Source organism: Solidesulfovibrio sp. C21 (genome assembly GCF_047785625.1).
Classification (GTDB): domain Bacteria; phylum Desulfobacterota; class Desulfovibrionia; order Desulfovibrionales; family Desulfovibrionaceae; genus Solidesulfovibrio.
This window is the reverse complement of sequence record NZ_JBLODY010000010.1, coordinates 41,571-62,177: the sequence shown is the minus strand read 5'-3', so window position 1 is coordinate 62,177 and position 20,607 is coordinate 41,571. Positions and strand designations below refer to the sequence as shown.

17 protein-coding genes and 1 tRNA gene are annotated in these 20,607 nt (G+C 65.3%); 10 read left to right on the top strand and 8 right to left on the bottom strand.

Annotated features, from left to right (window positions below):
• Positions 1-364: 364 nt before the first annotated feature.
• The 5 genes from selB to ACMZ6R_RS05420 all read right to left on the bottom strand — a co-directional run bounded on the left by selB (position 365) and on the right by ACMZ6R_RS05420 (position 7,521).
• The gene (gene selB / locus ACMZ6R_RS05440) at positions 365-2,284 is read right to left on the bottom strand and encodes a selenocysteine-specific translation elongation factor (protein WP_416109871.1); all 1,920 of its coding nucleotides are present in this window, start codon (positions 2,282-2,284) and stop codon (positions 365-367) included.
• A 129-nt stretch (positions 2,285-2,413) separates the two neighbouring features.
• Entirely contained in the window at positions 2,414-3,844 is a 1,431-nt protein-coding gene (locus tag ACMZ6R_RS05435; RefSeq protein ID WP_416109870.1) for an aminopeptidase, read from the bottom strand.
• A gap of 95 nt (positions 3,845-3,939) precedes the next feature.
• Positions 3,940-5,343, bottom strand: coding sequence for an L-seryl-tRNA(Sec) selenium transferase (gene selA / locus ACMZ6R_RS05430; RefSeq protein WP_416109869.1), 1,404 nt, complete (start codon positions 5,341-5,343; stop codon positions 3,940-3,942).
• 122 nt (positions 5,344-5,465) lie between these two features.
• Positions 5,466-6,758, bottom strand: coding sequence for a bifunctional folylpolyglutamate synthase/dihydrofolate synthase (locus tag ACMZ6R_RS05425; RefSeq protein ID WP_416109868.1), 1,293 nt, complete (start codon positions 6,756-6,758; stop codon positions 5,466-5,468).
• A complete protein-coding gene (locus ACMZ6R_RS05420; RefSeq protein ID WP_416109867.1) occupies positions 6,739-7,521 on the bottom strand; it encodes an MBL fold metallo-hydrolase in 783 nt (260 codons plus the stop codon). The genes ACMZ6R_RS05425 and ACMZ6R_RS05420 overlap by 20 nt, the downstream gene beginning before the upstream one ends.
• 112 nt (positions 7,522-7,633) lie before the next feature.
• Here ACMZ6R_RS05420 and ACMZ6R_RS05415 point away from each other — a divergent pair.
• Both ACMZ6R_RS05415 and ACMZ6R_RS05410 read left to right on the top strand, forming a co-directional pair.
• Positions 7,634-7,710: transfer RNA gene (locus ACMZ6R_RS05415), tRNA-Arg, on the top strand.
• A gap of 121 nt (positions 7,711-7,831) precedes the next feature.
• A complete protein-coding gene (locus ACMZ6R_RS05410) occupies positions 7,832-8,833 on the top strand; it encodes a tyrosine-type recombinase/integrase (RefSeq protein ID WP_416109866.1) in 1,002 nt (333 codons plus the stop codon).
• Positions 8,834-8,962: 129 nt separating this feature from the next.
• Here the strand turns inward: ACMZ6R_RS05410 and ACMZ6R_RS05405 are convergent, their stop codons facing one another.
• On the bottom strand, positions 8,963-9,610 hold the full coding sequence (locus tag ACMZ6R_RS05405; protein ID WP_416109865.1) for a DUF2326 domain-containing protein: 648 nt from the start codon (positions 9,608-9,610) through the stop codon (positions 8,963-8,965).
• Positions 9,611-10,356: 746 nt separating this feature from the next.
• Between ACMZ6R_RS05405 and ACMZ6R_RS05400 the strand changes: the two genes are divergently transcribed.
• From ACMZ6R_RS05400 to ACMZ6R_RS05365, 8 genes are all read left to right on the top strand, one after another.
• The gene (locus ACMZ6R_RS05400; protein ID WP_416109864.1) at positions 10,357-11,019 is read left to right on the top strand and encodes a MotA/TolQ/ExbB proton channel family protein; all 663 of its coding nucleotides are present in this window, start codon (positions 10,357-10,359) and stop codon (positions 11,017-11,019) included.
• Positions 11,006-11,455: an ExbD/TolR family protein gene (locus ACMZ6R_RS05395; protein ID WP_416109863.1), complete on the top strand. Its 450-nt coding sequence runs from the start codon at positions 11,006-11,008 to the stop codon at positions 11,453-11,455. The genes ACMZ6R_RS05400 and ACMZ6R_RS05395 overlap by 14 nt, the downstream gene beginning before the upstream one ends.
• Entirely contained in the window at positions 11,452-12,288 is an 837-nt protein-coding gene (locus ACMZ6R_RS05390; protein ID WP_416109862.1) for an energy transducer TonB, read from the top strand. Before ACMZ6R_RS05395 ends, ACMZ6R_RS05390 begins: the two co-directional genes overlap by 4 nt.
• Before the next feature lie 188 nt (positions 12,289-12,476).
• The gene (locus tag ACMZ6R_RS05385) at positions 12,477-14,243 is read left to right on the top strand and encodes an ABC transporter ATP-binding protein (protein WP_416109861.1); all 1,767 of its coding nucleotides are present in this window, start codon (positions 12,477-12,479) and stop codon (positions 14,241-14,243) included.
• Positions 14,244-14,252: 9 nt separating this feature from the next.
• On the top strand, positions 14,253-16,016 hold the full coding sequence (locus ACMZ6R_RS05380) for an ABC transporter ATP-binding protein (RefSeq protein WP_416109860.1): 1,764 nt from the start codon (positions 14,253-14,255) through the stop codon (positions 16,014-16,016).
• Positions 16,013-17,242 (top strand): MFS transporter, encoded by a 1,230-nt coding sequence (locus ACMZ6R_RS05375; protein ID WP_416109859.1) that lies wholly within the window; start codon positions 16,013-16,015, stop codon positions 17,240-17,242. The genes ACMZ6R_RS05380 and ACMZ6R_RS05375 overlap by 4 nt, the downstream gene beginning before the upstream one ends.
• A 28-nt stretch (positions 17,243-17,270) precedes the next feature.
• On the top strand, positions 17,271-17,588 hold the full coding sequence (locus tag ACMZ6R_RS05370) for an isochorismate lyase (protein WP_416109858.1): 318 nt from the start codon (positions 17,271-17,273) through the stop codon (positions 17,586-17,588).
• Positions 17,585-18,997, top strand: coding sequence for an isochorismate synthase (locus ACMZ6R_RS05365; protein WP_416109857.1), 1,413 nt, complete (start codon positions 17,585-17,587; stop codon positions 18,995-18,997). Before ACMZ6R_RS05370 ends, ACMZ6R_RS05365 begins: the two co-directional genes overlap by 4 nt.
• A gap of 64 nt (positions 18,998-19,061) precedes the next feature.
• Here ACMZ6R_RS05365 and ACMZ6R_RS05360 read toward each other — a convergent pair whose 3' ends face one another.
• Both ACMZ6R_RS05360 and ACMZ6R_RS05355 read right to left on the bottom strand, forming a co-directional pair.
• On the bottom strand, positions 19,062-19,787 hold the full coding sequence (locus ACMZ6R_RS05360) for a 4'-phosphopantetheinyl transferase family protein (RefSeq protein ID WP_416109856.1): 726 nt from the start codon (positions 19,785-19,787) through the stop codon (positions 19,062-19,064).
• Positions 19,784-20,551 carry a thioesterase II family protein gene (locus ACMZ6R_RS05355; RefSeq protein ID WP_416109855.1) on the bottom strand — a complete coding sequence of 256 codons (768 nt, stop codon included), beginning with the start codon at positions 20,549-20,551 and terminating at the stop codon, positions 19,784-19,786. The genes ACMZ6R_RS05360 and ACMZ6R_RS05355 overlap by 4 nt, the downstream gene beginning before the upstream one ends.
• Positions 20,552-20,607 lie beyond the last annotated feature (56 nt).

Here is a 20,607-nt window from a genome sequence, read left to right as displayed (position 1 = left end):
TGCTGTTCGGCTTTATTTCCGTGTTCATCGCCCTTCGGGTCATCAAGGCGCAGCAGGAAGCCAAACCCGAGGACCAGGACTGGTAGTACCGGCTCCTGGTGAGTCAGATTTTTTCACGGCGGGCGGCTCCGGCTTCCCGCCGTTTTGGCATTTTTCCAGACGCCTTCCCGCCGGTCCGGGCCCACCCGCTCTCTTCCCGGGGACCCCTTTCCGCGCGGGGCGGCCGCCCCATACGCAACTCTTCCGCGATGCCTCCGGTGCCTCCCCCCATATCCCCTTTGAAAGTTTTTGAAGGGGGTCCAGGGGGAAACTTTTTTCAAAAAGTTTCCCCCTGGCCGCCGGAGGCACGTCTCCCGCCCTTCCCCTATCTCCGGCGCAACTGGCGCTTGTCGCCGACGCGCACGGTCACCTTTTCCTTGTCCAGGTATTCGAGCAGGGCGATGAGGAACTTGCGGGACAGCCCTGTCAGTTCCCGAAATTCCGCCGGCCCCATGTCCGTGGCCCCGGCGGCGTAGTAGGCGCGCACCTTCTCGATGAGCCCGGTTATGGCCTCGGCGCAAAAATACATGTTTTCCTGGGCCTTGACGAGGAGCCTTTCGTCTATGAGCACCTTGTAGACCGGCTGGGCCTCCTTGAAGGTCAGGTCCAGGGGCTCCAGGATATCCTTGACGTTGGGCGGGGTCAGGCCGCCGGCGCGGTAGGCGGTAAGGAGCGTTTCGCGCAGCTTGGCCTGGTCCGAGGCCAGGGAGACCTTGTGGTCGGGCAGGCGCAGCACGTCCTGGTCGGTGGCCAGCCTGCCGGCCCGAAGCTGGCGTTCGACCACGAAATGGAAAAGTTTGGGCGCGAGATACTTGCCCCAGGTGGAGGCCAGCTCGCTGCGCGAGATGCCGAGTTTCAGCGGCTCGCGCTTGTGGTAGGCGGCCACGAAATCGGTGAGGGTTTGCGTCAGGGCGGCGACGACGTCGCCGTGGACGAAATGGCGTCCTTCCCTGCCTTCGCGGTCGACAAGCGCGGCCGCGCCCTTGTCGCACAGGCCGGAAAGCGCCTTGTCCAGGGCTTTGGATTCGAGGTCGGTGAGCGTCATCAGCCGGGCGAATCCCAGTCCCTCGGCGCCGGCCCGGGCCAGTTGCAGGGCGACGAGCTCCGGTCCCTCGGCCGTGGCCAGGGCGGCAAGCGTCGCGGCCGCGTCGGCGTCGAAGCGTTTGACCTTGCGGGCAAGCGGCGAAAGGATGCGCCCGCCGGCCATGGTGCGCAGCGGCGCGCCCGAGCGGATGACCACCCGGTCGCCGTAGACTCCGGCCAGGGGCTCGGGAAAGCGGATCTGGCACACGGCCGTCTCGCCGGGCTCCAGCTTGTCGCGGTCGGGCAGATGCACCCGGGCCAGGACTTCCCGCGTGCCGTGGTGGAAATGCACCTCGGTGCGGTGCTTGATGCCGCGCGGGGCCGAGGCCAGGCAGGAAAGCTTCACCTCCCAGGCGGCCTCCGGGAAAAGCGTGCCCGGCCGGGCCAGCACCTCGCCGCGTTCCACGTCCTCGACCTCGAGCCCGGCCAGGTTGACGGCTGTACGCCGTCCGGCCGGCGAGACTTCCACGGGTTCGCCGTGGGATTGCAGGCTGCGGATTTTGCTGCGCTTGTCCGAGGGGAAAAGCCGCACCTCGTCGCCGACCGCGAACGTGCCGGCAATGAGCGTGCCCGTGACCACGGTGCCGTGGCCCTTGAGCGTAAAGACGCGGTCGATGGGAAGCCGGGCCAGATCGGAACGCCGCCTGGGCGCGAAGTTGGCGGCCAGCTCGATAAGCGCCGCGCGCAGCTCGGGCAGGCCGGCTCCGGTATGGGACGAGACGGGAAAAATGGGGGCATCGGCCAGGAACGTGCCGGCAAGCTCCGCGCGCACGTCGTCCGTGACCATATTGAGCCAGTCCGCGTCCACCATGTCGGCCTTGGTCAGGGCCACGACTCCGGTCTCGATGCCGAGCAGGGTGCAGATGTCCAGGTGCTCGCGGGTCTGGGGCATGACGCCTTCGTCGGCGGCGATGACGAGGGTGACGAAATCGATGCCCGCCGCGCCGGCCACCATGTTCTTGACGAAGCGCTCATGGCCCGGCACGTCGATGATGCCGAGCCGCACGCCGCCCGGCAGGTCCATGAAGGCAAATCCCAGCTCGATGGTGATGCCGCGTTTTTTCTCCTCGGCCAGCCGGTCGCAGTCAATGCCCGTCAGCGCCTTGATCAGCGTCGTCTTGCCGTGGTCGATGTGCCCGGCCGTCCCCATGATGACTGGCATGGATGGTGCGCTCCTTGGTTGGGGTGGTGTGGAGAGGAGCCTCCGGCGGCCAGGGGAGGCGTTGCCTCCCCTGGACCCCACCACCGGGGGGCTTGATGCCCCCCGGACCCCCTTTACAGGGGATCGGGGCTAGCTCGAAAGAAAGGCTTTGTAGGCCAGCACGGCGGTGTAGACGTCGGCCGCGCTGGTGATCTCGAAGGGGCTGTGCATGCTGAGTACGGCCGGGCCGAAGTCGATGATGTCCATGCCGTAGACGGCCAGGAACTTGGCCACCGTGCCGCCGCCGCCGAGGTCCACCTTGCCGAGTTCGGCCATCTGCCAGGGAATGCCGGCGCCATCGAGGAGGTTGCGCAGCCAGGCCACGTACTCCGGATGGGCGTCGTTGGCCCCGACCTTGCCCCGGTGCCCGGTGAACTTGCAAAAGACCGGCCCATAACCAAGCGTCGCGGAATTGAGCTTTTCGTGCAGGTCCTGGTAGTCCGGGTCAAGGGCGGCATGCACGTCGGAGGACAGGGCTTTGCCGGCGGCCAGCACCCGGCTTTTGCGCGCGCCCGGGTCCCAGGCGTCGATCAGGTCTTCCAGGCAGTACTCGAAAAAGCGCGACTTGGCCCCGGTCGAGCCTTCGGAGCCGATCTCTTCCTTGTCCCAGAACAGCACGATCTGCGTGTGCTCCGGCGTCGGATTCTCGAGCAGGGCGGAAAGGGCGGTGAAGACGCACACCCGGTCGTCCTGGCCGTAGCCGCCGATGAGTGCCTTGTCCAGGCCCACGGGCCGGGCCGCCCCGGCCGGCACGGCCTGGAGCTCGGCGCTGTAGAGGTCGGCTTCCTCGATGCCGTACTTGTCGTAGAGCAGCGAGAGGACCTTGGCCTTGATCGGGTCCTTGGCCTCTTTTTTCTCGCCGCCTTCCGCGGCCTCGGGCGAGGCTTCGGGGCTGTGGCCGATCAGGATGTTGAGCTTTTCCGCCTCGAAGGCGTCGGACAGCTTCTGCTCCACTTGCTTGTAGGCCAGATGCGGCAGCAGGTCCGGGATGGCGAAGACCGGATCGGACGGGTCCTCGCCGATGGTCACGGGAATGACCGTGCCGTCCTTTTTGGCCACCACGCCGTGCAGGGCCAGCGGCCGGGCCAGCCACTGGTGCTTGCGGATGCCGCCGTAGTAGTGGGTTTTGAGCTGGGCCACGCCGCAGGATTCGTAGAGCGGGCGCTGCTTGAGGTCGATGCGCGGCGTGTCGCAGTGGGCGCCGACCAGCCGGAAACCCTCGCGCAGGGGCTTCTTGCCCTTGCGGGCGATGAACACCGTCTTGCCCTTCATGACGCGAAAGACCGCGTCGCCGCTAAAGTCTCCGTCCGGAGATTCGACATAGCCCGCCTCGGCGAGCGCCTTGCGCGTGTAGGCAACGGTTTCGCGCTCGGTCTTGCAGGCGGTGATAAAGGCAATGTAGCGGTCGGCCAGCTCCCGCATGCCGGCGCGCTGTTCCGGGGAGGCGTAGGTCTCCCAGCAGCTTTTGGCCTCGATGGCGTGGGAGGAGACACCGTTTTTCGTTTCGTTTGCATCGCTCATATCGCTAAGGCTCCTTCAATCAATAATGGCAATGGGGACATAGTAAGCGCCCAGGCCCCTGGTGGGAAGCCCCCCGGACCTGTCGCGCAATGGATCTAGCCGGCCAGGGCCGCGTCCAGAACCCGGGCCACGAGTTTCAGTTCATCGTCGGCCAGGGTGCGCGGGTCCAGGAGAAAGGCGTCGCCCTCGATGCGCCCGACCAGCGGCGGGTCGGTGACGAGCAGCCGTTCCCGCAGGGCGTCCGGCGACGGCGCGCCGGCAAGGGGCGTCAGGGAGACCAGCGTGGTCGGCAGGTCGTGTTCCGGAAACGCGCCGCCGCCGACCCGCGAAGCTCCGGGCGCGGCTTTGACGGCATAGCGTCCGGCCAGGGATTTTTTCAGGATCGCGGCCAGTCGCCGGGCTTTTTTGGCCAGCGCTTCCGGCGCGGCGGTGATCATGGCCAGGGTCGGGATTTCCTTTCTGGCGGTTGCCGGGTCGAGGTAGAGGCGCAGCGTGGCCTCGAGGGCGGCCAGCGTCATTTTGTCGATGCGCACGGCCCGGTTGAGCGGATTTTTGCGGATCGCCTCGATATAGTGGGCCTTGCCCACGAGGATGCCGGCTTGGGGGCCGCCGAGGACCTTGTCCCCGGAAAAGGTCACGATGTCCGCGCCCGAGGCCACGGCCTGCTGCACCGTCGGTTCGCCGGGCAGGCCGATGCCGGCGAAATCGGTCAGGTTGCCGCTGCCGAGGTCCTCCATCACGGGCAGGTTATGGGCGCGGCCGATGGCCACCAGCTCCGGCAGCGAGACTTCCTTGGTGAAGCCGATGATGCGGTAGTTGGAGGCGTGGACCTTGAGCAGAAGCGCCGTGTCTTCGGTGATGGCGTTTTCGTAGTCCCGGGGATGGGTGCGGTTGGTGGCCCCGACCTCGCGCAGGATGGCCCCGGATTTGGCCATGACCTCGGGGATGCGAAACGAACCGCCGATCTCGACCAGCTGGCCGCGCGAGACGATGGCCTCGCGGCCCTTGGCCAGGGTCTCCAGGGCGATGAGCACGGCGGCGGCGTTGTTGTTGACCACGAGCGCCGCTTCGGCCCCGGTGAGCTTTTGCAGGATCGCCACCACGTGGCTGTAGCGGCTGCCGCGTTCGCCGGCGGCGAGGTCGAATTCCAGGTTGGAGTAGCGCCGGCAGGCGGCGGCCGCGGCGTCGATGGCGGCTTCGGCCAGAAGCGAGCGGCCGAGGTTGGTGTGCACCACCACGCCCGTGGCGTTGACCACGCGCCTGAAATGGGGCCGGCAGGCGGCCACGGCGAACTGGGCGCATTGACCCGAAAGCGCCTCGGGGGCGAGCTGGGCCGGATCGGTGATGCGGCCGGCCTTGATGTCGGCGCGCAGCCCGTCGAGGAAATCCGTGATCGCGTCATGCACGAGCGGGCGCGGCGCGCCGGCGAGATCGGGCAGGGCGGTGAGATCGGCCAGGACCGCGTCCACGGCGGGCAGCAGGCGAAAGAGGTTTTGCACGGGCGCTTCCGGGAAGTTCGGGTTGGCGGCGCGCGCAGCCAACCGGCAACATCTTCAGGATATTGCCGCAGGCACGTCGCAGCCGCGTGGAAGCATCAGCCTAGCCGCAAACCCGGGCAAGATCAATTTTGCGGCGCGGCGAAAAGCGCTGCCAGCAGGTACATGGAGCCGCACACCAGCACCGTCCCTTCCAGGCGGCGCACGGCATCGAGGGCGGCGGCCGGATCGGCCACGGCCTTGGCGCGATCGCCCAGGGCGGCCACGACTTCCGCCGCGGGCCGCGCCCGGGATACCCCCGGCAGTTCGGGCACGTAGATGGGACCGGTGGTCAGTCTGGCGGCCAGGGGCGCTATGGCGGCAAGGTCCTTGTCGCCAAGGCAGGTGAAGATCAATCCCGTGGGGGCGATGCGCAGGGACGCGAGCGCCTCGGTCAGGGCGGCTAGCGCCGGCGGGTTGTGGGCGCAGTCCAAAAGCAGCCCCGGGGCCATGTCCGGGAGCTTGAGCAGATGGAGCCGGCCGGGAAGAAACGTTTCGGTCAGCGCCCGGGAGACGGCGTCGGGGTCCGGCGCGATGCCGAGCAGGTCGGCGCAAAGGGAGAATCCGGCCAGGGCCAGGGTGGCGTTGTCGGACTGGTGCGGCCCGGCCAGGCGCAGCCGGGCGGTGGGGATCTCCAGGCGCGGCCGTCTTTTGAGCACGGCATGGCGGCTGCCGGCGTCGTGGTGGGCCAGCTCGCCGGCAAGGTAGAGCCGCGTGCCCCGGGTCGTGGCCTCTTCCCGAAGGACACGCATGACTTCCGTGGATTGCGGGCCGGTTATGGCGACGCCGCCCGGGACCATGGCCCCGGCCTTGTCCCGGGTGATGTCGGCCAGGGTCGGGCCGATGACCGCCGCGTGGTCCATGCCGATGGGCGTGAAAAGCACCAAATCGCGGCTAAGGACGGTGGTGGCGTCGCCCGCGCCGCCGAGTCCGGCTTCGTACACGGCGGCTTCCGCGCCCTGGTCGGTGAAAAGCCGGACGGCCATGGCGGTCAGCAGTTCGAAATAGGTGAGCTTGCCTTTTTCGCCGCCGCCGCGCGTGGCGCCAAGAACCGCGTTTGCCGCCGCCACCCATTCGGCCGGGTCGAGCATGCGTCCGTTCATGAGGATGCGCTCGCGCACGTCCACGAAATGGGGCGACAGGTACAGTCCCGTGGGCAGGCCGTGGGCGGCCAGCATGGCGGCCAGAAAGGCGGCCGTCGAGCCCTTGCCGTTGGTGCCGACGACCTGCACGGCCAGATGGGGCAGGGTGGTCAGCCGCATGCCGGCCAGGGCCGCCTGCATCCGGTCCGGCGTAAGGTCCATGTGGAAAAGCCCGAGACTGTCGAGATAGGCCGCAAGCGTGGCAAAATCGGTGAAATCAGATGGTGATGCAGTCATGTTCGCGCAGCAGATGGTAGGAATGCCCGGCCAGTTCGCGTTCCAGTTCGTCCTCGATCTGGGCGGCGAAGGGGGCTTTCATATGGTAGATGTGGACTTCGGGGTTGGCGTGCAGCTTGGCCAGTTCGGCGTGCAACAGACGCGGGGTGAGGTGTTTGGAGGCGGTGGCCAGGGCCTCCATGTCGGAGGGGAAGGAAGCCTCGGTGATGAGGTGGCGCAGGGGAAAGGGCAGCGCATCGCAAAAGCGCCACCAAGCGTCGCAGGGGCCGGTATCGCCGGTATAGGCCAGATTCTTCGCGCCGCCGTCCTCCCACAACACGTAGCCCGAGGCCGCCTTGGCGTGGTTGACCGGATGGGTGGCCACGGTCAGCCCGTCGATGACGACCGGTTCGCCCGGCGTCATGGGGGCATAGGTCAAAACCGGTGAATTTTCCGGGATGACGGTGAAATCCGGCCAGATGGTGTCGTTTAGAAGGTGCGCGGCGATGGCGTCGAGAACCTCGGGCAGGCCGTGGATTTGCAGCGGCGGCCGTTTTTTGCCGGCGAAAAATTCGATGAGGTTGTCGGCCAGAAACAGGATGTCCTTGATGTGGTCCAGGTGGGCATGGCTGACGAATATATGTTCGATGCGGGCCTGGGCGGCCAGATCGAGGGCTGAGGTGACGGTGCCGGCGTCGAGCAGGACGGTGCCGTTGACCAGAAAGGACGTCAGGTTGTGACCGGGGAGGTCCGAGCCGGAGCAGCCGAGCACGCGTAGATTCATGTCTCCCTCCTGGTTGCGGGGACGGCCGGGGTCAAGGAGTTTGGGCTTGCGGTGATGTTTCGTCAAGCGCGGCCTTGACCGCGTGCGGGGGCTTTATTAGGTATGCCTGCACGCGCCCGTAGCTCAGTCGGATAGAGCATCTGCCTTCTAAGCAGACGGCCACAGGTTCGAATCCTGTCGGGCGCACCATTATTCCAAGGGCTTAGAGACAGTCTAAGCCCTTTTCTTTGGTCTAGCTTGCGTTTTGGTCTGATTTTGGTCTAGTGACTGACGTCAACGGGTGTCTAATCGTGGGCAATTGGGGGCAGTTATGGCGACCTTCCGCAAGCGCGGCGCGACCTGGAATGTACGGATTCAGAAGAAGGGGCATCCATGCGTCAGCCGGTCCTTCGACACGTTGGCGGAAGCGGAGCGCTGGGCAAAGGGTGTTGAGTCAGACATTGATCGCGGCTCGGCCGCGTACCTGCCTGCCGCCCGCGAGGCGGAGAAGGTGACCTTGGCCGAGGCGATTACGCGGTACGTCCAGGAACGGGTGCCGGCTCTGATAACGGCCTATAAAGTGCAAAAGCGAGCCGAGGCGATAGCCGCCAGGCCCTTTGCCGCGAAACCGCTGGCCGCGATCCGAAGCAAGGATGTCGCGGATTATATCCGCGAGAGAGAAGGCGAGGGGGTTGGGGCGCAAACGATCATCCATGATCTGAATACGATTTCGAAGGTTTTTGAGATTTGCCGGCGCAACTGGGGAATGGTCGCCCTCGACAACCCCGTGAAGCTGGTCGACAAGCCCAGCTTGCCTGGCGGCCGCGCCCGGCGGCTTGATCCTGATGAGGAAAAGCGGCTTCTCGAGGAGTGTGATTTCGAATTCGCACTTATCGTGCGCTTTGCGCTGGCGACGGCTATGCGGCGCGGAGAGATCGCCGATTTGACCTGGGAGAATATCAATATTGAGGCGCGAACCGTTTTTCTTCCAAAAACAAAAAACGGAGAGTCGCGGACGGTGCCGTTGTCACCGGATGCCTTGGCGGTGCTTGTCGCGCTGCCCTGTGCGATTTCGGGGCGCGTGTTCCCCCTGCTGCGAGATCCGGATCGAGTCTCAAAAATGATGGCTCGTACTGCGAGAAAGGCGGGGCTTGAGGATCTTCATTTTCACGATTTGAGGCATGAGGCGACCAGCCGGCTTTTCGAGAACACGGACCTAGACGTGATGGAAATCAAGGGGATCACGGGGCATAAGTCCATGCAGATGCTGGCCCGGTATTCCCATCTGCGAGCGGGACGGCTGGCGGAACGACTGGCGGGGGGGAAAAGGTGATGCAACTATGCGCACTTGGCATGGTATCGTATGCTGGACTTTATATTAAGATTCCACCATCTAACAATGTTATTTTTGTTGAGCGCTATGCCGCACCGTTCCTCGTTTGCCACCCCGCGGCAGCAATCTTTACCATGCCTGCATCCTGAATAGGCACCCCTGCTCACTTTCATCGTGTAGGGTCAGGATGATTTCGTCTTCTGTGAATACTGGCTCTTCATCTGTGCGAACAGGCAAGTCTGAGTCGATAAGAGTGATTATCGGTTGCAAGCCGAGAGCGGCATATTGATGAATGACTGCCAGTAAATTTTCTTTTTTCCGGTTATCCAAAGATTCAAACACACCATCATGATAGACAAAACGTGGAAATTTATCGTCAAGATGTGCGCGAAGTACCGCCATGTCGAAAGCCATACACAGCAATTTACGATATGTGTGACCGAGGTCCGCACTTGTAGCGTTGCCAGACTCGTCAAGAATTTCCGCTTTAAACTCCAGATGTCCTGCTTGATTCGGTGATACGCTCAGCAAAGCTTTTCGATCGATCACATCTTCGACAATTTCGCTGAAAAACAACCGGATTGTCGAAAATAAGCTCATTTGATCCGAGTTTTGCCTTTCAACGTCGGCTTCGATCTGGGTCTGCAAATAACCGCGCTCTTCAGTCAAAGTTCTGATGCCTGTCCTGAGCGCAAGGCGCTCCTGCCCCAATATCTCGATCCCTGCTCCATAATCATCCCTGCCTGAGCTTCTGCAGCTTTCCTCTCGACCTGACAAGATGCGCCGTCTTAGGCGTTTACCGTGGACCCTACCATGGCAGCCAGCAAGGCATTTTGAAAATAATAGTCTGCAAAAAGTTTTGTTGCACAAGAAAAAGGAGCTTTTCTATGTTGAGACTAATATTGTTTTTCGTGTGTTTAGTGTCAATTGCTTCGACCTGTTGCGCTGAAGATAATAATACCAGGTAAACCCCCGGCTTTGCCGGGGGACTCCCAGAGTTTGACAGTTCCGGGAATCAGAAGCCTTCAACGTATGAAAAGGGCTTTTTCCCCGTCTATCGCCGGCCATTACCGGCCAGAACCGGGGGTCGGGATTTGCGCACGCAAGGCCCGGCCTCCCCGCGTTCGTACCTCAAGGAACGCTTGCGACAATTTCGTAGGGAAGCGCTTGCGATTGTGCGCCCATGCGGTCCACACCCTGATGAACCGGGCGAAGGCGGACTTTGCGCTGAAGGGCATGGCCTTCTCGCTGCCCGCGTAGCTCGTCAGCGCGGTGATGAACTCCGCGACCGTCTTTGCACGCCTTGCGCCGCACCTGAAACCGGAGGCGGGCGGGACTGTTCTTTTCGGATAAGACAGCGTCGGTCGTCTCCCGTATATGATACTGAGTTTCATTTCCAAAAAGGTTTTCCGGTTTTCCACCGGGAAACTCGTGTTGCGCCCGACTGCTGCCGGTTGGAAGCGTCCGAAGTCCTGGGACGCCTGCTCAGGTAAAATCGGTCGGGGCAAAAAAGGATGTCTGTCATGCCGCAGATCGAATTATCGTTGGGATGGATTTTTTCCCAGGCCACGGGGCCGGTGCAGGGGGTGCTGGTCATCCTGATCGTGTCTTCCGTCGTATGCTGGGCGGTCATTTTGGAGAAATGTGTCCTGCTCCATAAATATCGACGGCAGGCGCGCTGGTTTGAGACCCTGGTCGGCTCGGGAGAGACCTGGACATCGCCTGGAGGCGAATTGTCCGACGCGTTGCTTGCGCAGGGGCGTCGTGCTTTGGAGCGGCGCAGAAGCAGCGAAAGTGACGCCGACCACCGGGATCGCATCGAACGGACCATGCGTGATGCCGTGTCGGGCGTGCTGCTGCGGGCCGAACGGCGTCTGCCCTATCTGGCCACCATCGGGTCGGTCGCGCCCTTTATCGGCCTTTTCGGCACGGTTTGGGGCATCATGCATGCCTTTATCGGTATCGCCCAGAGCAATGACACCAGCCTAGCCGTGGTGGCGCCGGGTATCGCCGAGTCGCTTTTTACCACGGCGGCCGGGCTGGTGGCGGCCATTCCCGCCTCGGTGGCCTACAACAAGATCGCCTCGGATTTCAACAGCCTGGCCCGTCGGCTGTTCCTGGCCATCGCGACGCTGGCGCGCCAAGCCCCGGAAGGGAACATGGAGAGCCTCGATGACGCCGCTTGACGCCTCGGGAGGCGCCGAACAGGGGGCGGGGCTCAATGCCGAGATCAACGTCACGCCGTTTATCGACGTAATGCTGGTGCTGCTTATCATCTTCATGGTCACGGCGCCGCTGATGATGGCCGGCGTGCCGCTTAGGCTGCCCAAGACCACGGCCTCCTCCCTGGCCCAGCCCAAGGAACCCATTGTGGTCAGCATGGACAAGGATGGCCGGATGTATCTCGGCGACGAGGCCGTGGCCGAGGATGCCATGGCGGCGCGTCTTACGGAAATGGTGACCACCGATCCAGGGCGGACCGTCTTCGTGCGTTGCGACCGGAGCCTTGATTATGGTCGGGTCATGGAGCTGCTCGGCCGGATGGGGGGGTGCGGGGTGTCCAGTCTCTCCCTTGTGTCCGAGGCGCGGCAGGAGAGCCAACCAGCCGGGGGCCAGCCGTGAGCCCGAGGCCGGGCCGGCGCCAGCCCGGGCGGCACCTGTCGCCGGCCTGGGGGGCGCTGGCGGTTTCCGTGCTGGCCCATGGTCTGGCCGTGGCCGGCATGGCGGCCATGGCCGGACCGCCGTCGTGTCCGCCCATGCTGCCGCGCATCGTGTTGACCGCTGCCTTGGCACCGGCGGGTTGCGGCAGTGGTCCGGCCGGTCCCGCTGCCGCGCCGGCCGCGCCGGCCGCGCCGGAGCCGGAAGAGGCGCCACGGCCGCCTGTGGAGCCAGTCGCCGCCAATGCGATCGCGCCCACTCCCGATCCGGTGGTGCCGCCCAAAAAGGAGCCCAAGCCGGTCACGCCGAAACGGCCCGTCACTCCCGTGGCCAAGGTGAAAAAGCCTAGAACAGAGCCCGAACCCAAGTCGGTCGCTGCCGCAGCCACCCCGCCCGCGGCCGGGCCGACCGAGGCCACGGCTGCCCGGCCGGGGGGCGGCTCGGGCGCATCCTCCGGGCCGCCGCTGCCCTCGGGTGGCGGGGCTGGGCCCGGATCCATCGGTTCCCCCCTGGGCGCCGACGAACTCGACAACCAGCCGGCTTTGGTCTTCGCACCCAAGCCCGAATATCCGTTTCAGGCCAAGCGGCGCGGCCTGCGGGCCCTGCTCCAGGTGCGCCTGCTCGTTGACACGGTTGGCCGGGTGGAACGCGTGGACATCCTGCGCGGGGAGCATGCCGAGGCCTTTGCCGAAACCGTGCGCACCACTCTCGCCCACTGGCGCTTCAAGCCCGGCACCCGAAAGGGCGCGCCCGTGCATTGGGTGGCCATCCTGCCCATCGCCTTTGAACTGGAGTAGGGCCTTTTTCGCCGGCGGCTGGTGAAGAGCTGGAGGCCTCCGGTTGGGGCGAAAGCGTTCCAGAAAAGGGCATCGGGCAGGATCGTTTGGGGCAAGACGGGGCGCTCGGTCGGGAAAAGGCAGCGGGCGCGGGGGGAACAACCCCGCGTAGCCCTGGCTTTGCTCCCTGAACAAAGGAAAGGAGATACATGAAACGCTCGGGACGTTCCGGGCTTGCCAGGCTTTTCGAACTGGCCGGCACGAAGAGGAGCCACCTGATCGCCTCGGCCCTGTTGTCGGTTGTCGCCTCGGCCTGCGCCCTGGCGCCGTACTACATCGTTTATCTGGTCCTGATCAGGCTTCTGGCCCCGGATTTCGGGCCCCGGGCCGTGGCCGAGATCAGGACCCTGGCCCTGGTGGCCGTGGGGGTGCTCGTACTGCGCGGCCTGACCCTTTTTGCCTCGACCATGTGTTCCCACGCGGCGGCTTTCGACATCCTCTACAACCTCAGGTGCGCCCTGTCCGCCCACCTGGGGCGGCTGCCCATGGGCTATTTCAGCGTCCGCCAGAGCGGGCAGATCAAAAAGGTGCTCTACGAGGACGTGGAGGATCTGGAAGGATTCATCGCCCACCACATTCCGGACCTTGTCGCCGGGGCCGTGCTTCCGGTCCTGATCGTCGGAGTGCTTTTCGTGGTGGACTGGCGGCTGGCCCTGGTGGCATTGCTGCCGCTCCCGCTGGCGTTTTTCCTGCAACGCCGGGCGTTCGCCCGGGACGGCCAGGAGGAGCGCCGCATCCGCTACCACAACGCCCTGGAGGCCTTAAATGCCACCATCGTGGAATACGTCCGGGGCATGCCGGTCATCAAGGTCTTCAACCAGACGGTGGCGTCGTTCGCCAGGCTCAAAAACGCCGCCCTGGACTATCGGCGCTGCATCGAGGCGATCACCCGGGCCATGGCTCCGGCCTGGGCCCTGTTCGTCGTGGTCACCGCCTCGGGCCTGCTTTTCATCTTGCCCTTTGGCCTGTGGCTGTATCTCGCCGGACAGATCAGCCTGCCGGTCCTGCTGCTTTTTTTGATGCTCGGTTCGGGCTACATGGCCCCGCTGCTGCGGCTGGCCATGCTCGGCGGGCAGCTCGGGCATCTGCTGGAGGGGCTTGCCCGGGTGGACGCCATCCTGGCGGTGGCCCCCCTGCCCGAACCGGACTCGCCCCGGTCCCCCCGGTCCTCGGCCATCGAATTCGACAAGGTCACCTTCGGCTACGGCGACAGGCCCGTGCTGCGGGAACTGTCCTTGCGCCTGGCCCCGGGCAGCGTCACCGCCCTGGTCGGGCCGAGCGGCGCGGGCAAGACCACCATCGCCCAACTGCTGGTGCGCATGTGGGACGTTTGGGAGGGCGCGATCCGCATCGGCGGCGTGGATATCCGGGACATGGCTTCGGACGAACTTATGCGCCAGGTCGGGTTCGTATTCCAGGACGGATTCCTGTTTGGCGACACGCTGCGCGAGAACATTCGCATGGGGCTTGACGGGGTCACCGACGCCGACATCGAGGGGGCGGCCCGGGCGGCCCAGTGCGAGGAATTCGTGCGCCGCCTGCCCAAGGGGTTTGACACCCGGGTGGGCGAGGGCGGGGAGGTCCACTTGAGCGGCGGCGAGAAGCAGCGCGTGGCCATGGCCCGCATCATGCTCAAAAACGCGCCCATCGTGGTGCTGGATGAGGCCACGGCTTACGCGGACGCGGAAAACGAGGCCAAAATCCAGGACGCCTTTGCCGCGCTCATGCAGGGAAAGACCGTCCTGGTCATCGCCCACCGCCTGTCCACCATCACCGATGCCGACGCCATCGTGGTGGTCAAGGACGGCGTGGTGGCGGAGCAGGGCGGCCACGAGGAACTGCTCGCGCGTGGCGGCCTGTACCACGCCATGTGGCAGGCCCATACGGCGGCCAGGGCCTGGACCCTGCAAGTCTAAGGAGGGATCATGCTTGGAGCCATGCGCGTCATTGCCGGCGATTTGCGGCATCTTTACGGGTTGACCCTGCTCAATGTCCTGCATCTGATGCTCACGGGAGCGCCCGCCGGCATCCTGTTCCTGGTCGTTCTCGAACTGCTGTCCCCTCGGGATCAGGTGCGCGTGGCGCGCCTGATCGGCCTTTTCGCGGCTATGGCCGCGATCATGCTTCTCAATCTGTTCGTGGCCGTTCGGGTGCATGTGCGGGGCTATATTTCGGCCTATGCCCTGGCCACCGAGGCGCGGCTGCGCCTGGGCGACCATTTGCGGCGGCTGTCGCTCGGGTTTTTCAAGAAGCGGGATCCCGGCGACATCTCCGCCCTGCTGCTCCAGGACATGGCCAAGGTGGAGTCGATTTTCGGCCACTTTTTTCTGGACGCCATGGCCTGCCTGGTGCTGCCGGCCATGATGTGCGCCTTCTTCCTGGCCAGCGACTGGCGCCTGACCCTGCTTATGGTCGGGGCCGTGGCCGTGGCCGTGCCGGGGCTTCTCCTGGCCGGCCGGGTCATCGACCGCTTCGGCCGGCGGCACATCGTTTCCCGCAACCGCACGGCTTCGCGGCTGCTGGAGTATTTGCAGGGCATCAAGGTCCTCAAGGCCTTTTGCCTGACCGGGCGCAATTTCCGTCGTCTCGACGAGAGCATGCGCCGCCTGCGTGACGACAGCATCCGCCTGGAAGCCGCGGCCGGCGCGCCGGTCATGCTGTACGTGATCATCCTGGAACTGGGATTTGTCGGGCTGCTGGTCGTGGGTGCCAACCGACTGGCCGCCGGCAGCCTCGCCATCCCGGTGTTCGTCCTGTTTTTGGTCATCGGCTACAAGTTTTTCGAGCCGCTGATCAATTTCGGCGTGTTCCTCTCCGAGATGCGCTACATGAACATCGCCGCCGGCCGCATCGCCGCAGTCCTGGACACGCCTCCCCTGGCCGAGCCGGCGGTTCCTCTCCAGCCCGGCCCCATGGACATCGTCTTTGACCGGGTCCGCTTCGGCTACGGACAACGAAAAGTGCTCGAGGGCGTGAGCTTTCGCGTGCCCGAAAAGGCCATGACGGCCCTGGTCGGCCCTTCGGGCAGCGGCAAGACCACCATCACGAGCCTCATTGCCCGGTTCTGGGACGTGGACGCCGGGAGCATTGCCATCGGCGGGGTGGATCTGCGCAACATCCCCCTCGAAACGCTCAATGCCAGCATCAGCGTGGTCTTCCAGGAGGTCTACCTCTTCCGGGACACCATCCTGCACAATATCCGGATCGGCAAGCGAAACGCCTCCCGGGAGGAGGTGATCCGGGCGGCCCGGACCGCCCGGTGCCACGATTTTATCGAGAGGCTGGAAAAGGGCTACGACACCATGGTGGGGGAGGGCGGGGGCACCCTGTCCGGGGGCGAAAAACAGCGCCTGTCCATTGCCCGGGCTCTGCTCAAGGACGCTCCCATCGTCATCCTCGACGAGGCCACCGCCTCCCTGGACCCGGAAAACGAGCTGCTCATCCAGCAGGCCATTGCCGCCATGGTGCGCTGCAAAACGCTCCTTGTCATTGCCCACCGGCTGACGACCATTGCCCGGGCCGACCAGATCCTGGTCGTGGACAAGGGACGCATCGTCCAGTCCGGTGTCCACGAAACGCTTTTGGCTTCCGGCGGGCTCTACGCCACTCTCTGGAACGAGCAGCAACGCGCCCGGGGCTGGAAGTTCCGGGGCGGGACCGCTCGTGCCGGTGGGGAGGTGGCGGCATGATGACGCCGTCGCGCTGGTTGCTCCTGGGCAGCCTCTATATCACCCAGTATCTTGGCCAGGGTTTTTTCATGATCGCCCTGGTGGCCATTTTGCGCAGCAGGGGCGCGTCCCTGGAAAAGGCCGGCCTCGTCTATCTCATGGGGGTCTGCTGGATGGCCAAGCCGCTTTGGGCCCACCATGTGGACCGCATTCGTTTCGGCCGCCTGGGACACTACCGGGGCTGGCTGCTTGCGGCCCAGTCGGGCATGGTGGCGACGCTGCTCGTCATCGGACAGTTGGACGTGGTGCGGGACTTTTACGTTGTGCTCGGGTTTTGCCTGCTGCTGGCGTTGCTGTCGGCCACCCAGGACGTGGCCGCGGACGCGCTGGCCTGTCTGCTTTTGTCCCCCGGCCAGCGGGGGATGGGCAACGCGGTGCAGGCCGCGGGCGGCTTGCTCGGCAACGTCATCGGCGGCGGCGTGGTGCTCATGGCTTACCCTCATGTCGGCTGGAGGGCCTGTCTGCTTATTCTGGCCGGCGGTACGGCCTTGTCTCTTGGGCAATTGCTGTTTTTCCGGGAACCGCAACGACCGGTCCGCTCCAACGTGGCCGAGGTCGGTTTCCGGCGGCTCTGGCGTTTTTGGAAGGAGCCGGGGCGGGGGCGGTGGCTGCTCGTGCTGCTGCTTGCGCCCTGCGGTTGCGGCATGGGTTTTGGGCTCATCACGCCCATGCTCACCGACGGCGGCTGGTCCATGGAGCGTATCGGCCTGGTCACCAACGTCGGAGGCTCCCTGACCGGGGCTCTGGCGGCGGCCCTGGCCGGCTGGGCCGTGCAGCGCCTGCCTCGCCGCACGGCCCTGATCGTCATTTCCGCGCTCCAGATCGTGGGCGTGGCCGCCTTGCTGCCGGTCGCCGAGATGCGCGTTGGCGTGGGCGCAACCGTGGCTTGCCTGACGTTTTTTTACCTGTGCCCCTCCCTGCTCATGGTCATCGCCACCACCCTGATCATGGACCATGCCTCGCCCGAGAGCCCTGCCACGGACTTCACCTTGCAATACAGCGTGTTCCACACCACGGGCTACATCAGTGCCGGCGCGAGCACCGTGTTGGCCCAGCACTGGGGGTATCCGGGCGCGATTTCCGCGGCGGTGCTGCTGACAATGGGCCTGTTCCTGGCGACGTTGCGCCTGGGGAACGGGCGGCAGGCCCTTGCGCCCGAGGCTGTTTCCGTCTTTGAAACGGACTGAATCCAAAGGACGATTCCGGAATGGCCGTATGAAAAAGCCAGAAGAATGTTCCAGTCTGGAAGACATCCGGACCGAGATCGATGCCATTGACAGGGAAATTGTCGAACTGCTGGGCTGCCGGCTCGGCTATGTGTTCGCGGCGGCGCGGTTTAAGCCCACCGAGGAGAGCATCGCCGCCCCGGACAGGGTCGCGGCCATGCTCGGCGACCGACAGGCCTGGGCGGCAAGCTGCGGCTTGTCCCCGACGTTTGTCGCCGAGTTGTTTTCCCGAATCACGCAATGGTACATCGCCGCCCAGACCGAGCGTTGGCGGCAACTGCGCGCCGAGCAGGGGGGGCGCCCATGATGGTTGCGGCCCTTCGCGATAATCTTCTCGCTGCACTGCGTGACGCGGCCAAGCGCGCCTACCGGCTCAACCGCCCGGTCCTTGCCGTTGCGAGCCTTGCGGTGCCGCAACCCGATCTGCTCGGGATCTTTGACCGCTATTGGCCCCGCCTGGCCACGAGCCTTTGGCTCGGCACCGGTGCCCATGCCTTGCTGGGCCTTGGCATCGCCACCGAGTGCAGGGCCCGGGGCGCGGACCGTTTCGCCTCCATCGCCCTGGCCTGGCGAACCGCGATCCGGGATGCCGTGGTCGTCGGCGAGGCAGGCCCCATTGCCATGGGCGGGTTCCGGTTCGACACGGATCGTCCCGTTTCCGCATTATGGCGCGGTTTCCCGGACGGATCGCTGGTGGTCCCGCGCTTGGCGATCCGGTGCCAGGCCGGCTTGAGCCGGCTTATTCTGGCCGATCTTGTCCCCGTTGGGGTGGATGCCGAGCGCCGGGTGGACGCGTTGCTGGCGTCCTGGGTGGACAGCGCGGCCGAGGCGGGGGCCTCTGGTGCGGATGGTTGCGGCCTGATGGCGGTTGCGGGGGCTGCTGACGAGAAAGAGCAATGGGTCTCCCTGGTGCAACGCGCGCTCGATGCCATTGACCATCGCGACTTGGAAAAAGTGGTGGCCGCGCGCATGCTGCGCCTGGAATCCTCCAGGCCGATTCCGCTTCTTCACGTGTTGCGCCGGCTGCGCGCGGACAACCCCGCTGCCTGCGTCTTTGCCTTCCGGCGGCATGGCGCCTCGTTTATCGGGGCCACGCCGGAAACGCTTTTTACCGCTGACGCGGGGTCGTTTCGCACCATGGCCCTGGCCGGCAGTGCCCCCCGAAGCGAGGACCCGGTGCTGGACGCGCGTCTCGGGCAGGAGCTGCTCGCCTGTGCCAAGGAGCGGTTCGAGCACGATGTGGTGGTGCGGACCATCCGACAGGCCCTGGAGCCCTTGTGCGTCCGGATTGCGGCGGATGCCAGCCCCTCGTTGCAGAAGCTGCGACGGGTGCAGCATCTCGTGACGCACTTTACGGGCGAACTCCAGGCCGGCCGGAGCCTTTTGGATATTGTGGGGCGGCTCCATCCCACTCCGGCCGTGGGCGGTGTTCCGCTCGGGCCGGCCTTGGCATTCCTGCGGGATCATGAGGGAATCGATCGCGGCTGGTATGCCGGGCCGGTGGGCTGGCTCGATGCCAAGGGAAGCGGCGAGTTCATGGTTTCCCTCCGATCCGGCTTGATAAGCGGTCGGTGCGCCTCGCTTTTTGCCGGCTGCGGGCTCGTGGCGGGTTCCAATCCCGAAGCGGAGTTTCAGGAGACGCAGCTCAAGTTCGCCACCATGCTGGAGGGGATCGACCCCAACCGGGCCGGCCTTGCCCCGGTACTCCGTCAATGAACGCGCACCGGCCTGGCAGGCGCATCCGGGATGCCTCGGTTGCGTTTCCCCGTTCCGGGGGATGTCATGGCCATGGGCCCAGCACGCAGGCCCCGGCATAGCCCGGTGCCGGCACAAATGGCCGCAGGTGCCAGCGTTGGGGAGCTCCCCCGCTGGTCGCGGCGAGCCGCAGGATGCGCGGCCGGGCCATCCGGTCCAAGCCGATGTCCAAGGCGCGCAGGTCGCGGCCGAGACCCTGGCCCGTGGCCTTGACCAAGGCCTCCTTGCCGGTCCAGCAGGTATAAAAGGCCTCCAGACGCTGTTCCCGGGCCAGGCTGCGGTGCTGCCGGGCCTCGTTCGGGGAAAGACACAGCTCCACGAGCCGTTCCAGATCGGGAAGCGGGCGTATCTGCTCGACATCCACGCCGACCTCCCGCCCCAGGGCCAGGACGATCAGGACGATGTTGCCGGAGTGGGACACGTTGAACCCGATGGGCGGCAGGTCGTGGTGGGTTGCGCCAAGCCTGGGCTTCCCGTTGGCATCGGCCTGAAGGGACACCTCCCCGGCCTCCCGGTCCAGGGCCTGGCCAAGCAGCCGGCGCAGGACGCCTCTGGCCACCACCGACCGGTCACGATCTTCCTGGAAACGAAAGGCAGCGGCCTTGTGGCATTCCTCCTCGGACAGGCAGGAGTGAAGCGCCGGGAGCAGGGCTTGGGCCTGGTCCACCCGCACCGTGAAAAGGTGCGCCTGGTTCGGTTTCAAGGCCGGGCCTTGGCCCAAGGGGGGGATCGTATGGAAGATGATCGTCATGACGCGGGGCTGGCCGCCGGGTCTATGATTTGGGTCACGGCGCGCACAACGGCCTTTTGCGCCGTCTTGATGAAGAAGTGGTCGCCGGGAAAGATGTGGCAGGCAAACGAGGCCGTGGTGTAGTCGTCCCAGGCGAGGAGTTCCTGCCGATCGGCCTCGTGGTCCTCGCTGCCTCCGAAGGCCGTGATGGGGCAGGCAAGCGGCGCTTCCTCCTGAAAGGCATAGGTCTCATCAATGCTGAAATCCGCGCGCAGGACCGGCAGGAACAGCTGCATGAGGTCCCTGTTTTGGAGCACTTCCTCGGGCATGGCCGAATAGCGGCGCAGGCCGTCGATAAAGGCCTGGTCCGAAAGCTGGTGCATGGGCGAGGGTTCCGGGATATGCGGTGCCCGGGCTCCCGACACCAGCAGGTGGCGCGGCTCCAGGCCTTTGTCCCGGCGCAACGTCCGGGCCAGTTCGAAGGCGATTTTGGCGCCGAGGCTGTGCCCGAAAAAGGCGAACGGGGTATCGCAGTAGGGCTCCATGGCCCGGCCGAGGGCGGGGATCACCTCGTCCAGGCGGGCCAGGGGGGGGTGCGCGATGCGGTTTTCCCGACCGGGAAGTTGCACCGCGCAGACCTGCACGCCCTGGGGCATGGCCGCCTGCCATTGTCGGTACAGTGAGGCGCCTCCGCCGGCGTAGGGAAAGCACACCAAGCGCAGCTTGGGTTTGACGCGGACGTTTCCCTCGACCATCCAGGTGGTGGTGTTCGAAAGGCTGGACATGCTGTCTCCCTGGGTTTGCAACTGTGGCCCGGGTTGCCGCGCGGGCGGCGTGGGTG

Bases quoted from the DNA above. Each gene is read 5' to 3' on its own strand.
- selB (WP_416109871.1), bottom strand. From the start codon at position 2,284: ATGCCAGTCATCATGGGGACGGCCGGGCACATCGACCACGGCAAGACG.
- ACMZ6R_RS05435 (WP_416109870.1), bottom strand. From the start codon at position 3,844: ATGAGCGATGCAAACGAAACGAAAAACGGTGTCTCCTCCCACGCCATC.
- ACMZ6R_RS05425 (WP_416109868.1), bottom strand. From the start codon at position 6,758: ATGACTGCATCACCATCTGATTTCACCGATTTTGCCACGCTTGCGGCC.
- ACMZ6R_RS05420 (WP_416109867.1), bottom strand. From the start codon at position 7,521: ATGAATCTACGCGTGCTCGGCTGCTCCGGCTCGGACCTCCCCGGTCAC.
- ACMZ6R_RS05410 (WP_416109866.1), top strand. From the start codon at position 7,832: ATGGCGACCTTCCGCAAGCGCGGCGCGACCTGGAATGTACGGATTCAG.
- ACMZ6R_RS05400 (WP_416109864.1), top strand. From the start codon at position 10,357: ATGCCGCAGATCGAATTATCGTTGGGATGGATTTTTTCCCAGGCCACG.
- ACMZ6R_RS05395 (WP_416109863.1), top strand. From the start codon at position 11,006: ATGACGCCGCTTGACGCCTCGGGAGGCGCCGAACAGGGGGCGGGGCTC.
- ACMZ6R_RS05385 (WP_416109861.1), top strand. From the start codon at position 12,477: ATGAAACGCTCGGGACGTTCCGGGCTTGCCAGGCTTTTCGAACTGGCC.
- ACMZ6R_RS05380 (WP_416109860.1), top strand. From the start codon at position 14,253: ATGCTTGGAGCCATGCGCGTCATTGCCGGCGATTTGCGGCATCTTTAC.
- ACMZ6R_RS05375 (WP_416109859.1), top strand. From the start codon at position 16,013: ATGATGACGCCGTCGCGCTGGTTGCTCCTGGGCAGCCTCTATATCACC.
- ACMZ6R_RS05370 (WP_416109858.1), top strand. From the start codon at position 17,271: ATGAAAAAGCCAGAAGAATGTTCCAGTCTGGAAGACATCCGGACCGAG.
- ACMZ6R_RS05365 (WP_416109857.1), top strand. From the start codon at position 17,585: ATGATGGTTGCGGCCCTTCGCGATAATCTTCTCGCTGCACTGCGTGAC.
- ACMZ6R_RS05360 (WP_416109856.1), bottom strand. From the start codon at position 19,787: ATGACGATCATCTTCCATACGATCCCCCCCTTGGGCCAAGGCCCGGCC.
- ACMZ6R_RS05355 (WP_416109855.1), bottom strand. From the start codon at position 20,551: ATGTCCAGCCTTTCGAACACCACCACCTGGATGGTCGAGGGAAACGTC.